Origin of the sequence: Novosphingobium indicum, from assembly GCF_014645195.1 — a bacterium.
Lineage (GTDB): Bacteria > Pseudomonadota > Alphaproteobacteria > Sphingomonadales > Sphingomonadaceae > Novosphingobium > Novosphingobium indicum.
In genome coordinates, this window is sequence record NZ_BMLK01000007.1 from 1 (window position 1) to 13133 (window position 13133).

The window sequence follows — 13133 nt, forward strand, 5'->3', positions numbered from 1 at the left end:
TCGCCATATCGATGGTCCTTTCCATTCCATCTATATGACCTCGCGCACAAAATTACTGACAGGCCCGTCAACCCCGAACCTTATATATTGATTAGACAAGGGGTGCCTGACAGCCGGTCAGTTCACTCCCCCGCCTTGTCCATCATGTCCATGAAGTCCCGCGCTGCATTCCGGTCGTCTTCGCTCTTGAAGGCCACGTCCAGATCGGGGGCGCCGCCGAACATGTAGAGCAGGGTCCACAGCGCGAAGCGGCGGCTCCTGTCCTTTTCCATGCCGAAATCGACACGCATCTTTTCGATGCCCGCCTCCAGCGCGCCGGGCGCGATGGCGGCGGGGTCGTCGGTGCCGAAGTAGCGGCGCAGTTGGTCGTCGAAGTCCATGGGGCTCAGAACAGGGCCATCGCGGCGCGGGCGACCAGGAACATCAGGCAGAAGGTCGAAAGCGCGAAGAGGCCGAAGCGCAGGTTCAGCTTGTTGATCGTCGCCTGCACCAGCGAGTGCGCGACACGAAAGCCCACATAGGCCCACCCGACCTGTGCATTGAGCCCGTCGCCCTGGCCGATGATGGCAAGCACGATCGCGACCGCATAAAACACCGTAGGTGCTTCGTGCAGGTGATTGTAATTGTGGGCTTTCCACTGGACCTGCGGCGGCAGAAGATTGTCGAGCGAGATGGAAGGATCTTCGGCGAGTTCCTCCGGGTCGACCTTGGCGGCGCTCATCGCCGGGATGCGCGTGCCATAGAGCCAGAACCACATGACCATGGTCCATGCGGCCAGTGCGACCACGGGTTGCAGGATTGCCATTCCGACCGTCATTGTTTCCCTCCACGTCCGATGATCCGCTTCGTCGGCCCGGGGGCCGGGCTTGTCAATTGTTGCCGGTCAAAACCGCTGCAAAATCAGCAGCGTCGGTGTTGCCGCCAGTCAGCACAACGGCGGTGCGGGGCTTGAGGTCTACCTTTCCGGCAAGGACAGCGGCGAGCGCAGCAGCCCCGCCGGGTTCGATGACGAGGTGCAGCCTGTCGAAGGCGAGGCGCTGGGCCGCGCGCACTTCGGTCGGGGTCACCACGAGGCCGAAGGGGCAGCGCTCGCGTAGCACCCGAAAGTTGATCGGGCGCGTTGCCATGGTCTGCAGGGAGTCGCACGGCGTCGGCGGCGCATCGGCGGCTACGCTCTGGATCGTGCCGCTGGCGAGGCTGCGGCAGACATCGTCCCAGCCTTCGGGTTCGACGGGGATTATCGCGGCGTCGGGACAGGCGAGGGCAAGGCCTGCCGTCAGGCCGCCGCCGCCGCAGGGGGCAATGATGAGGTCGGGTCCGCCCAGACCCAGCGCATCCATCTGCCGGGCGATCTCGATCCCCGCACTGCCTTGTCCCTCGATCACCCAGGGATCGCCATAGGCATGGACCAGCGTCGCGCCGCGTTCGGCACAGACGCGTTCGGCCACTTCGTCGCGGTCCTCGCCCCCCGGCCGGTCATAGAGCACGACTTCGGCGCCGAGCGCGCGGGTATTGGCGAGCTTCACTGCCGGGGCATCGACGGGCATGACGATGGTCGCGGCAATGCCCAGCCTGCGCGCGGCCCAGGCCACGCCCTGCGCGTGGTTGCCGCTCGATACGCCGACGACGCCGCGCGCCCGCTCCTCGGCCGAAAGCGCCGTCAGTCGATGCCAGCCGCCGCGGATCTTGAAAGCGCCGATGGGCTGCAGGCTCTCGGCCTTGCACCAGATCGTCTGACCCTCGATCTCGAGCGGCAGCAGCGGCGTGGGCGGCAGGATTTCGGCGATCTTGGCGGCCGCTTCGGCAACACCGGCGGCGGTCGGGTCTCGGCTTGGCGTCATGGCGGAGGGCGATAGCCTTTGCGCCGTGCGGGGACCAGCGGGTATGTTGCGCCAAGGTATCAACCGCCTCCCCACCGCTCATCCTGAGCCTGTCGAAGGATGGTTCGGCAGCGCGCTGGTGCGGGGGGCTTCGACAAGCTCAGCCTGAGCGGTTTTTTTGGGGGGGCTGTTACCCCCTGATGCGCAATGTGTAGGATGGATCGCTGCGGTCGCGCTTGCCGCCGGTGCTGCCAAGGCCAGCTTCTCCGGACGACAGCGGATCGGTGCGCAGGAAATCGAGCACCATCGTGCGCCGGGCGATCCGCCATTCGCCGCCGCGCTTTTCCATGCGGTCGACATAGCGGCCCTGCGCGATGAAGTCGCGCTCAGGCCCTTCGGCATCGGCGGCGATGCGGTGCGAGGAGGTGGTGTAGTGCTCGGCCCAGGCGGCATCGCCATCGACTTCGACGAGCTGGTTGCCGGTATTGTGCCATGTCGCGGTGTACTGGCTCAGGATCGTGCGACCGAGCGCGATGAAGGCATCGACATCGAGCTGTTCGTGCAGGCTGATGACGGCATCGGGATGGAAGCAGCTGCGCATCAGCTCTTCATCCATCCGGTCGTTGGCGCGGCAGAAGCGCACGTGTACGTCCCGGATCTCCGATTCCGCGATCAGGTCGTCGATGGTCTTGGGCATGGGGCGCTCCTCTCCGCTGTGTTTTCTGGTTGCCCACTGGAGACCACAAGGTGCTTCCAGCGGCAACCGCTAAACGCAGGGGATCAGCGGGTGAGGCGCAGAACCTGATAGTAGCCGAAAGGGCCGCGTACGACCTTCGCGCGTAACCCATGCGTGAGCGCGAGCCGCTCCGCCACGCGCGGCAGGTCGCGGCGAGGCGAGACATGAAAGCGCGCCAGCCAGGCGTCGAGGCCATGGCGCAGGAAGCCCATACCCGAACAGTCGCCGAAGTCGACGACATGAAGTTCACCGCCGGGCGCCAGCGCGGCAGCGGCACGCTCCAGCGCGGCTTGCCAGTCGGGGATCATCGAGAGGGCATAGGACAGCACCACACGGTCGAACCCCTCGCGCCCGAACAGCGCCGGGGCATCGAAATCGGTTGCATCGCCCAGCGCCAGCGCGCCGCTGGTGCCCAGCCGCTTGCGGGCGTTCTTGAGCATCTCGCTCGAGATATCGAGGCCATGGCAGCGCACGCCGGACCATTGCCGGCCGATCAGTTCGAGATTGCGTCCGGTGCCGCAGCCAACCTCGAGCACGGCCATGCCGGGGCGGCAGTCCAGTTCGCGGATCAGCCGGTCGCGGCCGAACAGGTAGTACTTGCGCGTCGCGTCGTAGATGTGTCGCTGGCCGCGATAGACGCGGTCCATCAGCGCGGCATGGTCGGGGCTGTGCGGACGGGTCGCCATGGGTCAGTCCTTCAGGATGTAGAGATGAACGCCGCCGTAGATCGAAGAGCGGTCGGCGAGCGTGGCGGTCTGCGATTCCGCCTCGCGGTAGTCCCAGCGCTCGAGGATCGCTTCGGGCACGCGGCCGGGCAGCAGCGAGGGCTCGGCGGCGGTGCGGAACAGGGCGCGCGATCCCGGACGGGCGGTGCGGGTGATCTGGCCCCACAGCTCGGTCAGCTGCGCGTCGGTCATCCAGTCCTGCGCATCGAGCAGGATGTAGCGGTCGAACGAGGCCGCATCGCTGGCCGCGAGCACATGGGTGAAGTTGGCATGGCGCAGGTCGATGCGGTCGAGCCGTTCGCGCACCTGAGGCAGGTTGGCGGCCTGCAGATAGGGGGGCAGCGGGGCTTCCTCACCCTTGCCGTAGCCGCGCCCGAAGGCCTGCCAGGCGAAGTAGTTGTCGTTGACCGGGAAATGGCAGGCCAGCTTTTCGAGACGTGCGCGCAGCACATCGGCCATGCGCTGTTCGCCGGCCAGTGCGTCGTACTGGGCGGGCGGAATGCCGAGGCCGAACAGCGAGGCGGGGTGGCCCGTCAGCCAGCGCACCAGCCGCCGTTCGAAGATCGGCGCGAAGCGTTCGTCGAACACGCGGCGCTGGTCTTCCATCGTGTCCGCGCCGAGGATTTCGGCCGGGTCGAGCTTGTAGAGCTTGGCCAGCTTGTGCGCGATGCCGATGAAATTGCCGAGCAGCCCGTGCTTGTACACGCCGCGGGTGAAGGCCCTGATGCGGCGGCGGCCGACGAGATCGCGGCCTTCCCAGTAGCGGCGCGTGGCTTCGTCCAGATGCGGGGCGAGGCGGTTGCTATAGGTGGCGAGGTTTTCCGGATGGTCGGCCTCGGCGATGAAGCGGCGCAGATCGGCATAGTCGGTCAGGCGCCGGATCGCCGTGTGCTTCAGGTTGTTGAGCGCGATGTGCGCGGTGTTGAGGTCGACCACCGTGATCGCAGCGGGATCGGCAGTGAGATAGGAGAGGGCGTTGCACCCGCCGCTGGCGATGGTGATGATGCGGCTGTCCGGCCCGATCTGCAGCGCTTCCATGTCGGCGACAGGGTCTTCCCATATCTGCACATAGACGAGGCCCTTGAACGCGAGTGCGAACGCCTTGTCCAGCAGGCGCGCGGCGCGCGGGCTTTCGTGGCGCACGACGGCGCCTGCGATCAGTTCGGTGCCGGTGGAAGTGGATGCGGTCTTCGGCATATGGCTACGGCCCCCCGTGCGCATGGAAAGTGCTCCAGCCCTCTGCGGCGGCGGTGTGACCGGGTGATGACGCGGCCATGGCAGTTTATGACAATCCCCAACCCGTGATGGACCTGCGCGCCACCCGTTGAGTTGTCATGCAGGTACCTTATATGGCCGGGTTTCCCCCCGGCTTCGGCGAAGGAGACGATTTGTGAGCAAGGTTCTGGTGATCGGCGCAGGTGGCGTCGGTTCGGTCGCGGTCCACAAGATGGCCATGAATTCGGACATTTTCACGGATATCCACCTCGCCAGCCGGACGGTGTCCAAGTGTGATGCGATCGCCGAATCGGTGAAGGCGCGCACCGGCGTTTCGATCACGACGTACGCGATCGATGCCGACGACGTGGCGGCGACGAGCGCGCTGATCAAATCGATCGGCCCGGAACTCGTCGTCAATCTTGCGCTGCCCTATCAGGACCTCGCGATCATGGATGCGTGCCTGGCGACCGGCACCCACTACATGGACACCGCGAACTACGAGCCCAAGGACGTGGCCAAGTTCGAATACCATTGGCAATGGGCCTATCAGGAGCGCTTCAAGCAGGCTGGGCTGATGGCGCTGCTCGGTTCGGGTTTCGATCCGGGCGTGACCAGCGTCTTCGCGATGTGGCTCAAAAAGCACAAGCTCAAGTCTATCCGCACGCTCGACATCCTCGACTGCAACGGCGGCGACCACGGCCAGCCCTTCGCGACGAACTTCAACCCGGAAATCAACATCCGCGAAGTAACCGCGCCCGCGCGGCACTGGGAAAACGGCCAGTTCGTCGAGACCCCCGCGATGAGCACGAAGCAGAGCTTCGACTTCGAGGGCGTGGGGCCCAAGAACATGTACATGATGTACCACGAGGAACTCGAAAGCCTCGCCAGGTTCGTCCCCGAACTGGAGCGCGCTCGCTTCTGGATGACGTTCGGCGATGCCTATATCCAGCACCTCACCGTGCTGCAGAACGTCGGCATGACCCGCATCGATCCGGTGATGTACAACGGCGTGGAAATCATCCCGCTGCAGTTCCTGAAAGCCGTGCTGCCCGAGCCTGCCTCGCTGGGTGCCACCACCAAGGGCAAGACCAACATCGGCGACATCGCCACCGGCGAGGCGCTCGACGGCAGTGGCGAGAAGACGTTCTACATCAAGAACATCTGCGATCACGAGGCCTGCTACGAGGAAACCGGCAACCAGGCGGTGAGCTACACCACCGGCGTTCCGGCGATGATCGGTGCCGCCATGATGCTCACTGGCAAGTGGAAGGGCGACGGCGTCTTCAACATGGAGCAGATGGACCCCGATCCGTTCATGGACATGCTCAACGAGCAGGGCCTGCCGTGGACGGTTGAGGAACTGAGCGAGCCGCTGCCGTTTTGATGGGATGCTACTTTGAATCCTCCCCGTTTTTGCCAAAGGCACAAATGGGGAGGTGGCGCGCCAGAAGGGCGTGACGGAGGGGGAATTGCCTCGCACGAAGACACCCCGCAACACATCGAGAGCACGGCAACTGCGCCAGCAGATGTCGCTTCCCGAAGTCTTGCTGTGGAAGCTTCTGCGCAATTCTCCCGATGGTGTGAAGTTCAGGCGGCAGCATTCCCTAGCCGAGAGTGTCACGGTCGATTTCTATTGTGCGAAAGCAAGGCTCTGCATCGAGATCGACGGGATGGCACATGACATGGGCGACAATCCCGACCGTGACGAGCAGCGGGACGCCGTTCTGCGAGAGCAGGGATTGGAAGTAGTACGCATTCCAGCTTCCGACGTGTTGAAATCGCCCGAAGATGTCGCTGAAGGTTTGGTACAGCTTTGCAAACGCTGAGAACCCCTCCGTCAGCGCTACGCGCTGCCACCTCCCCAAATGTGCTTCGCAAATCTGGGGAGGACCGTTAGGAATTTTTGTATGGAAACCAGAGCCGGCGATCCGGGCGCTTTCGCCCATTTCGACCTGTCGCGCGTCGACAGTCCCGCTTTCGTGGTCGATGCCGCGAAGCTGCGTAGCAACCTGCAGATCCTGCAGGACGTGGGCGAGCGTTCGGGCGCGAAGGTGCTGGCCGCGCTCAAGGCGTTCTCGATGTGGTCCACCGCGCCGATCATCGGCGAGTACCTCGACGGCGTGTGCACCTCCGGCCTGTGGGAAGCGCGTTTGGCGAGCGAGTTCTACGACGGCGAGATCGCGACGTACTGCGCGGCCTATAAGCCCGATGACCTCGATGAGATCCTGCGTCTGTCCGACCACGTGATCTTCAATTCGCCGCAGCAGATCGAGCGCTGCTGGGCGATCATCGAAGCGGCCCGGGCGCGCGGCGAGGACTTCGACATCGGTCTGCGCATCAATCCGATGCAGCCCGAGGGCGAAGTGCCCAAGTACGATCCCAGCGCGCCGCATTCGCGGCTGGGTTTCCCGATCAACCAGCTGACCGACGAGCACGTCGAGATGATCGACGGCATCCACTTCCACAACTTGTGCGAGCAGGACTTCGCACCGCTCCAGCGGACGTGGGACAAGGTGTTCGATTTCCTCGAACCCTATTTCGGCCAGTTCAAGTGGCTCAACATCGGCGGCGGACACCATATCACCCGCGCCGACTACCAGCGCGAGGAGCTGGTGCAGTTCCTCTCCGACATGGCCGAGGACACCGGCGCCGAGATCTACATCGAGCCGGGCGAGGCCGTGGCGCTCGATGCCGGTATTCTAGTGGGCACCGTGCTCGACGTGGGCTGGAACGACATGCCCGTCGCCGTCGTCGATGTCTCGGCTACCTGCCACATGCCCGACGTGATCGAGGCGCCGTACCGGCCTGCCATGCTGGGCGAGGTACCGGCTGAAGACCACGGCATGATCGACGAGGGGCAGGGCGGGGCCGTCCGCCTCGGCGGGCCGTCGTGCCTCGCCGGGGACGTTATCGGCGACTACCGCTTTCCCGAGCCCGCCAAGCCCGGCACGCGTTTCGCGTTCCTCGATCAGGCGCACTATTCGATGGTGAAGACCACCACGTTCAACGGCGTGCCGCTGCCCTCGATCTGGCTCTGGGATTCGGAAACGGACTCGCTCGAGTGCATTCGCAAGTTCGACTACGAAGACTTTAGAAACCGCCTGAGTTGACCCGACCCTCCATCTCACCGTAGCCACGTGCGACCCCAGCGGGGCGAGTCGCCCGGAGCGATTTTCCTGCTGACGCGTTGTAGTGCTTGCCGCCGTGCGCCCAGGGCGCACCGAACCGCATCAGCCTGTCTTGGAGAGGACTATGCCCCATTCTGCGCAAAGCTCTGTATTTGCTTGGAATCCGGCAAAGGACGGAGATACCGTGCCGCACCCGTGGCAGGTACATGACATTTTTGTGAAATCGCCGGGTTTTCACTTGCGATTCACGAGTGCGGGCCTATATGCGGCCCCTCGCTGCCCCATGGGGACTTCCAAACCGCAAGGCAGCTTTTGTCGTTAACACACCGTTTGGGGGTCCCTTGAGTTGCACATTCACCCTGACGCATCGGCTGTAGCGCGCTCGCTCGCGCCCGACGAACCGGTTATCCTCAACCGCCCGCACGCTGCTGCGCGCGCTGCCCGTTTCTTCGCAACGAAGTTTCCGGGCAAGTCGCTCTATGCCGTGAAGGCGAACCCGTCGCCTGATCTCATCGAGATCCTCTGGGCCAACGGCATCACGCATTTCGACGTAGCTTCGATCGCCGAAGTACGGATGGCACGTGCGACGCTGCCGCAGGCGACCTTGTGCTTCATGCACCCGGTCAAGACCGCGAGCGCGATCCGCGAGGCCTATTTCCAGCACGGCGTGCGCACCTTCAGCCTGGATACCCAGGATGAGGTCGAAAAGATCGTTGCGGCCACGACAGACAGCGAAGGCAATCCCGCGAAGGACCTGCGCCTCTGCGTGCGCCTGCGCGTGTCGTCCGACTATTCGGAACTGAGCCTCGCCTCGAAGTTCGGCATCGATCTGGCCGACGCCGGCGCGCTGCTGCAGTCGACCCGTCAGGTCGCCGACTGGCTGGGCGTGTGTTTCCACGTCGGTTCGCAGGCCATGACGCCGTTCGCCTATGTCCAGGCGATGGAACGGGCGCGTGCGGCGATCGCCGACGCCGGTGTGGTCATCGACATGATCGACGTCGGCGGGGGCTTTCCCTCCTGCTATCCCGGCATGGAGCCGCCGCCGCTCGAGGATTACTTCGCGATCATCCACCGCCACTTCGAGGCGCTGCCGATCGCCTACAACGCCGAGCTGTGGTGCGAACCCGGCCGCGCGCTGTCGGCCGAGTACAACTCGCTGATCGTCAAGGTCGAGAAGCGCCGCGGCGACGAGCTCTACATCAACGACGGTGCCTATGGCGCGCTCTACGATGCGGCGCACGTGGCATGGCGTTTCCCGGTGCGCCACATTGCGCGCGACGAGACCAACGACAACGCGGCCATCGACGTGGCCGAGATGCAGCCTTTCTCTTTCTACGGGCCGACCTGCGACGACGCCGACTTCATGGAGGGGCCCTTCATGCTGCCGGCGGAGATCAAGGCCGGCGACTGGATCGAGGTCGGCATGCTGGGCGCCTATGGTGCGGCCATGCGCACCGCGTTCAACGGTTTCGGCACGGGTGACGTGGTGACGGTCGAGGATGAGCCGATGGCCAGCCTCTACACCGGCCGCCCGGACCCGCGCATTTCGGACAACGTCGTCTCGCTGCGCTGACGCACGGCGGAAATCGCATTCAGAACATGAGGCCCTTCGGCGTTCCGGCGCCGGAGGGCTTTATGCGTGCGGGGCCGCCAGAGGCAGGGGCTTGATCGTCGCACGGGTCGCATGGTGGCGCCATGCTTCCATGAGGATCGTTCCCGCGAGGTAGACCGCGACCAGCGCGTAGCGCCCCCGGAAGAGCACGTTCAGCGCCGGATTGTCGGCGATCACGGCGGGCGGATCGGTCCAGCCGGGGACGATGAGCGCCAGCCAGCATCCGAGAATCGGCAGCAATGCCGGGCCGGGCCGGTCGAGATGGCGGGCGAGTACCGAGAACAGCACCGGGAAGATCAGTGCATAGTGATAGCCCCAGGCGTTCGGCGCCGAAACGAGCGCCGTCACCAGCAGGATGTTCAGCGTGTCGAGCGGCTGCTTGTCCTGCGTCCAGTACTGATGAGCGAGGGCTGCGACTACGCCGACGACCAGTAGGGCCTTCGATGCGATCGAGATGGCCGTCGGGATCGCCACGAAGTGAATGATCGGCGCGCCGCCGCCCGCCTCGATGTGGGCGGCGATACCGGCCAGCGAATAGGCCACGCCGGGCATGGTGTAGCCCTGCGCGTGAGGCAGCAGGTCGATGAAATACTGGAGGTAGAGCCGCGGTTCGGACCAGAGCAGCGAGGCAATCGCCATGAGCACGACGATGGCCCCGGTCGCGAAGATCGCCGGCCACTTGCGCCTGGTCAGGAACAGCACGGGTGTGATGCCGGGATAGAGCTTGAGCCAGAACCCGCTGGCTACGGCGAGCCCGGCGCCGGCAAGACGGCTGTGGCTGGCGAGGTAGATGGCCGCCACGGCCGTGGTCATCACAATGACGTTCACCTGTCCGGCTGCGAACGAGGTGCCGATCGGGGCAATCGCCAGCGCTGCGGCCAGCGCACCGAAGGCCGCGCCGCGTGAAACCGGTGTCATGCGCACCACCATCCACGCGGTCGCGGCGAGGCAGGCGAAGGCTACCAGCGAATGCAGCAGGAACGCCGTATCTATCGGCAGTTGCGAGAGCGCGTGGAAATAGATAATAGACGGCGGCGGATAGACGAAGCCGCTGACGAATTCGCCGTTTTGGCAGATGTCGTAGGGCTGGGCGAGATTGGCCGATCCGCACATGTAGGTGCGGAAGTCGAGCGTGAGCTTAGCCTCGGCCACGCCTTCGCGCAGGACCGCCGCCACCTCGCTCGCGTGATGCTGGATCAGCAGGCAGGACAGCAGGACGAGGGCTGCCAGTAGTCCCCTTCGTATGTAGGCGTTTTGCAGCATGCCACCGGTCCTCGACGCGAATTGCACCAGATATCGAGGCTACAGGTATTTTGCATTGCTGCTACGGGAACGGGGCGGCTGACCCGCTCTGGCACAGCCGCCCGCCCAATGTTGAACGCCGTCGTCAGCCTGCCGTGAACAGGTCCTTGTAGCGGTGCGGCTGGCTGCGCAGGTATTGCGGCGCGACCTTGACCTGTTCTCCGAGCGCTGCAGCGACATGCCAGGGCCAGCGCGGATCGTAGAGCACGGTGCGGGCAACGGCGACCATGTCGGCATCGCCCGTCGCAACGATGGCCTCTGCCTGCTCGGGTTCGGTTATCAGGCCCACGGCGACGACAGGGACGGATACGGCTTCCTTGACGCGGCGGGCGAGGGGAACCTGATAGTTCGGGCCGACCGGGATAGCCTGCGCCGGGTGCAGCCCGCCGCTTGATATGTGCATGGCGGATACGCCGCGCGCTTCGAGGGCTTTCGAGAAGGCGATGGTCTGTTCGATGTCCCAGCCACCCTCGACCCAGTCCGTCCCCGACACGCGCACCGTGACCGGCTTTTCGGCCGGAAAGGCGGCACGGACGGCATCGAAGACTTCGAGTGGGAAGCGCATCCGGTTCTGCAGCGAGCCACCGTATTCGTCAGTGCGGCGGTTGGAGAGCGGGGAAAGGAACTGGTGGAGCAGGTAGCCATGCGCGGCGTGGATCTGGATCGCGTCTAGTCCCAGCCGCGCCGAGCGGCGGGCGGCATCGGCGAAAGCATCGCGAATGCGGGCGAGACCTGCGACGTCGAGCGCTTCGGGTGCGTTCTCGTCGTCCTGAAAGGGAATGTCAGAAGCCGAGACGGTCTGCCAGCCGTTGGCGTGGCCGGGCGCGATCTGCGCGCCGCCGTCCCAGGGCTTGGCCGTGCTCGCCTTGCGGCCTGCATGGGCGAGCTGGATGGCAATCGGCATGTCCGACCAGCGGCGCACGGTCTGGAGCACCCTGTCCATCGCCTGCTCGGTTTCATCGTCCCACAGACCCACGTCGCCGTAGCTGATGCGGCCTTCGGGCGTGACCGCCGTGGCCTCGATCGTGAGCACCCCTGCGCCCGAAAGCGCGAGGTTGCCGAGATGGATCGCATGCCAGTCGGTCATGCGGCCGTCCTCGGCGGAATACTGGCACATCGGCGCGATAACGATGCGGTTGGACAGGGTGAGATCGCCCAATGTCAGGGGCTCGAACAGTTTGGCCATGAAGTGTCCTTGTCTCGGGCGCGCAGGGGGGAGGGCACGCCAGCGGGCAGGACTTGGTGTTCGCGCCTGCAAAAGAAAAGGGCTCCCCGCGTGCCGCGGGAAGCCCTTTTGGAAAGAATATCTTGGTGGCTCGAAAGCGCGGCGCGGTCAAGCCGCCAGCTTCATCTCCATGCGTTCCCAGACCTCGACCAGCGCGTCGGTAAGTTCGCGCATCATTTCCTCGGTGTGGGCCGGACCGGGCGTGAAACGCAGGCGCTCGGTACCGCGCGGCACGGTCGGGAAATTGATCGGCTGCACATAGGCACCGTACTCGGCGAGGAGCACGTCGCTGATCTTCTTCGCCTTGACCGGATCGCCCACCATCAGCGGAACGATGTGCGTGGTCGAATCCATCACCGGCAGGCCGGCGTCGCGGAACATCTGCTTTAGCGTCGCGGCTGCGCGCTGCTGGCCTTCGCGTTCTTCGCTCGAGCTCTTGAGGTGCTTGACCGAGGCGAGCACGCCAGCCACGAGCACCGGCGACAGCGAAGTGGTGAAGATGAAGCCCGGGGCATAGCTGCGGATGCAGTCGATGACCTTCTGGTCCGCCGCGATGTAGCCGCCCATGACGCCGAAGGCCTTGCCCAGAGTGCCCTCGATGATGTTGATCCGGTCTGCTGCCTTGTCACGGTCGGTAATGCCGCCGCCGCGCGGGCCGTACATCCCCACGGCATGGACTTCGTCGATGTAGGTGAGAGCGTTGTACTTGTCCGCGAGGTCGCAGATCGCGTGGACCGGGGCGATGTCGCCGTCCATCGAATAGACCGACTCGAAGGCGATCAGCTTGGGCACTTCGGGATCGGTTTCGGCCAGCAGCTCTTCGAGGTGTTCGAGATCGTTGTGGCGGAAGACCTTCTTCTCGCAGCCCGAATTGCGGATGCCCGCAATCATGCTGGCGTGGTTGAGCTCGTCAGAGAAGATCACGCAGCCCGGCAGCAGCTTGGCGAGCGTGGAAAGCGTGGCGTCGTTCGAGACATAGCCCGAGGTGAAGATCAGCGCGCCTTCCTTGCCGTGCAGGTCGGCCAGCTCGGTCTCGAGCTCGATGTGGTAGTGCGTGTTGCCGCCGATGTTGCGGGTGCCGCCAGAGCCGGCGCCGACGTCGTGCAGCGCCTCTTCCATCGCCTCGATCACCTTGGGGTGCTGGCCCATGGCGAGATAGTCGTTCGAACACCAGACCGTGATCGGCTTAGGCCCATTGTGACCGGCAAAGCAGCGCGCGTTGGGATAGGCACCCTTGTTGCGCAGGATATCGATGAAGACCCGGTAGCGGCCTTCGGAGTGAAGGCGCTCGATCGCCTGGTCGAAAATGTGTTCGTAATTCACGAAGCTATATCCTGCATTGCCTTATCGGTCGGCCCTTCGCGGTA

At 64.7% G+C, this 13133-nt stretch carries 13 protein-coding genes; 4 read left to right on the forward strand and 9 right to left on the reverse strand.

Annotated elements, in window-relative coordinates:
- Nucleotides 1-122: 122 nt before the first annotated feature.
- From IEX64_RS08365 to IEX64_RS08390, 6 genes are all read right to left on the reverse strand, one after another.
- A complete protein-coding gene (locus tag IEX64_RS08365) occupies nt 123-380 on the reverse strand; it encodes a hypothetical protein (protein ID WP_188819210.1) in 258 nt (85 codons plus the stop codon).
- Nucleotides 381-385: 5 nt separating this feature from the next.
- The gene (locus IEX64_RS08370) at nt 386-817 is read right to left on the reverse strand and encodes an MAPEG family protein (RefSeq protein WP_229710154.1); all 432 of its coding nucleotides are present in this window, start codon (nt 815-817) and stop codon (nt 386-388) included.
- Between the two features lie 52 nt (nt 818-869).
- Entirely contained in the window at nt 870-1841 is a 972-nt protein-coding gene (locus IEX64_RS08375) for a threonine ammonia-lyase (RefSeq protein ID WP_188819211.1), read from the reverse strand.
- Nucleotides 1842-2010: 169 nt separating this feature from the next.
- Nucleotides 2011-2517, reverse strand: a complete 507-nt coding sequence (locus IEX64_RS08380) for a nuclear transport factor 2 family protein (protein ID WP_188819212.1) — start codon at nt 2515-2517, stop codon at nt 2011-2013.
- A gap of 83 nt (nt 2518-2600) precedes the next feature.
- On the reverse strand, nt 2601-3242 hold the full coding sequence (locus IEX64_RS08385; protein ID WP_188819213.1) for a class I SAM-dependent methyltransferase: 642 nt from the start codon (nt 3240-3242) through the stop codon (nt 2601-2603).
- A 3-nt stretch (nt 3243-3245) separates the two neighbouring features.
- Nucleotides 3246-4478 carry a BtaA family protein gene (locus IEX64_RS08390; protein ID WP_188819214.1) on the reverse strand — a complete coding sequence of 411 codons (1233 nt, stop codon included), beginning with the start codon at nt 4476-4478 and terminating at the stop codon, nt 3246-3248.
- A gap of 193 nt (nt 4479-4671) precedes the next feature.
- On the opposite strand from IEX64_RS08390, the gene IEX64_RS08395 reads away from it, so the two are divergent.
- The 4 genes from IEX64_RS08395 to IEX64_RS08410 all read left to right on the forward strand — a co-directional run bounded on the left by IEX64_RS08395 (nt 4672) and on the right by IEX64_RS08410 (nt 9200).
- Nucleotides 4672-5883 (forward strand): saccharopine dehydrogenase family protein, encoded by a 1212-nt coding sequence (locus IEX64_RS08395; protein ID WP_188819215.1) that lies wholly within the window; start codon nt 4672-4674, stop codon nt 5881-5883.
- Between the two features lie 52 nt (nt 5884-5935).
- Nucleotides 5936-6325, forward strand: a complete 390-nt coding sequence (locus IEX64_RS08400) for an endonuclease domain-containing protein (protein ID WP_229710155.1) — start codon at nt 5936-5938, stop codon at nt 6323-6325.
- A gap of 81 nt (nt 6326-6406) precedes the next feature.
- A complete protein-coding gene (locus IEX64_RS08405) occupies nt 6407-7609 on the forward strand; it encodes a carboxynorspermidine decarboxylase (RefSeq protein WP_188819216.1) in 1203 nt (400 codons plus the stop codon).
- Between the two features lie 364 nt (nt 7610-7973).
- Nucleotides 7974-9200, forward strand: coding sequence for a type III PLP-dependent enzyme (locus IEX64_RS08410; protein ID WP_188819217.1), 1227 nt, complete (start codon nt 7974-7976; stop codon nt 9198-9200).
- Between the two features lie 60 nt (nt 9201-9260).
- On the opposite strand, the gene IEX64_RS08415 is transcribed toward IEX64_RS08410, so the two are convergent.
- The 3 genes from IEX64_RS08415 to hemA all read right to left on the reverse strand — a co-directional run bounded on the left by IEX64_RS08415 (nt 9261) and on the right by hemA (nt 13089).
- Nucleotides 9261-10502, reverse strand: coding sequence for a glycosyltransferase family 87 protein (locus tag IEX64_RS08415; protein ID WP_188819218.1), 1242 nt, complete (start codon nt 10500-10502; stop codon nt 9261-9263).
- A gap of 124 nt (nt 10503-10626) precedes the next feature.
- A complete protein-coding gene (locus IEX64_RS08420; protein ID WP_188819219.1) occupies nt 10627-11727 on the reverse strand; it encodes an NADH:flavin oxidoreductase/NADH oxidase in 1101 nt (366 codons plus the stop codon).
- A 147-nt stretch (nt 11728-11874) separates the two neighbouring features.
- Complete coding sequence (gene hemA / locus IEX64_RS08425; RefSeq protein ID WP_188819220.1) at nt 11875-13089, reverse strand: 5-aminolevulinate synthase; 1215 nt, start codon at nt 13087-13089, stop codon at nt 11875-11877.
- Nucleotides 13090-13133: the final 44 nt, after the last annotated feature.

What these genes read in the sequence shown, in the direction of transcription:
- IEX64_RS08390 (WP_188819214.1), bottom strand. Translation starts at nt 4,478, where the DNA reads ATGCCGAAGACCGCATCCACTTCCACCGGCACCGAACTGATCGCAGGC.
- IEX64_RS08415 (WP_188819218.1), bottom strand. Translation starts at nt 10,502, where the DNA reads ATGCTGCAAAACGCCTACATACGAAGGGGACTACTGGCAGCCCTCGTC.
- IEX64_RS08405 (WP_188819216.1), top strand. Translation starts at nt 6,407, where the DNA reads ATGGAAACCAGAGCCGGCGATCCGGGCGCTTTCGCCCATTTCGACCTG.
- IEX64_RS08370 (WP_229710154.1), bottom strand. Translation starts at nt 817, where the DNA reads ATGACGGTCGGAATGGCAATCCTGCAACCCGTGGTCGCACTGGCCGCA.
- IEX64_RS08375 (WP_188819211.1), bottom strand. Translation starts at nt 1,841, where the DNA reads ATGACGCCAAGCCGAGACCCGACCGCCGCCGGTGTTGCCGAAGCGGCC.
- IEX64_RS08420 (WP_188819219.1), bottom strand. Translation starts at nt 11,727, where the DNA reads ATGGCCAAACTGTTCGAGCCCCTGACATTGGGCGATCTCACCCTGTCC.
- IEX64_RS08365 (WP_188819210.1), bottom strand. Translation starts at nt 380, where the DNA reads ATGGACTTCGACGACCAACTGCGCCGCTACTTCGGCACCGACGACCCC.
- IEX64_RS08385 (WP_188819213.1), bottom strand. Translation starts at nt 3,242, where the DNA reads ATGGCGACCCGTCCGCACAGCCCCGACCATGCCGCGCTGATGGACCGC.
- IEX64_RS08380 (WP_188819212.1), bottom strand. Translation starts at nt 2,517, where the DNA reads ATGCCCAAGACCATCGACGACCTGATCGCGGAATCGGAGATCCGGGAC.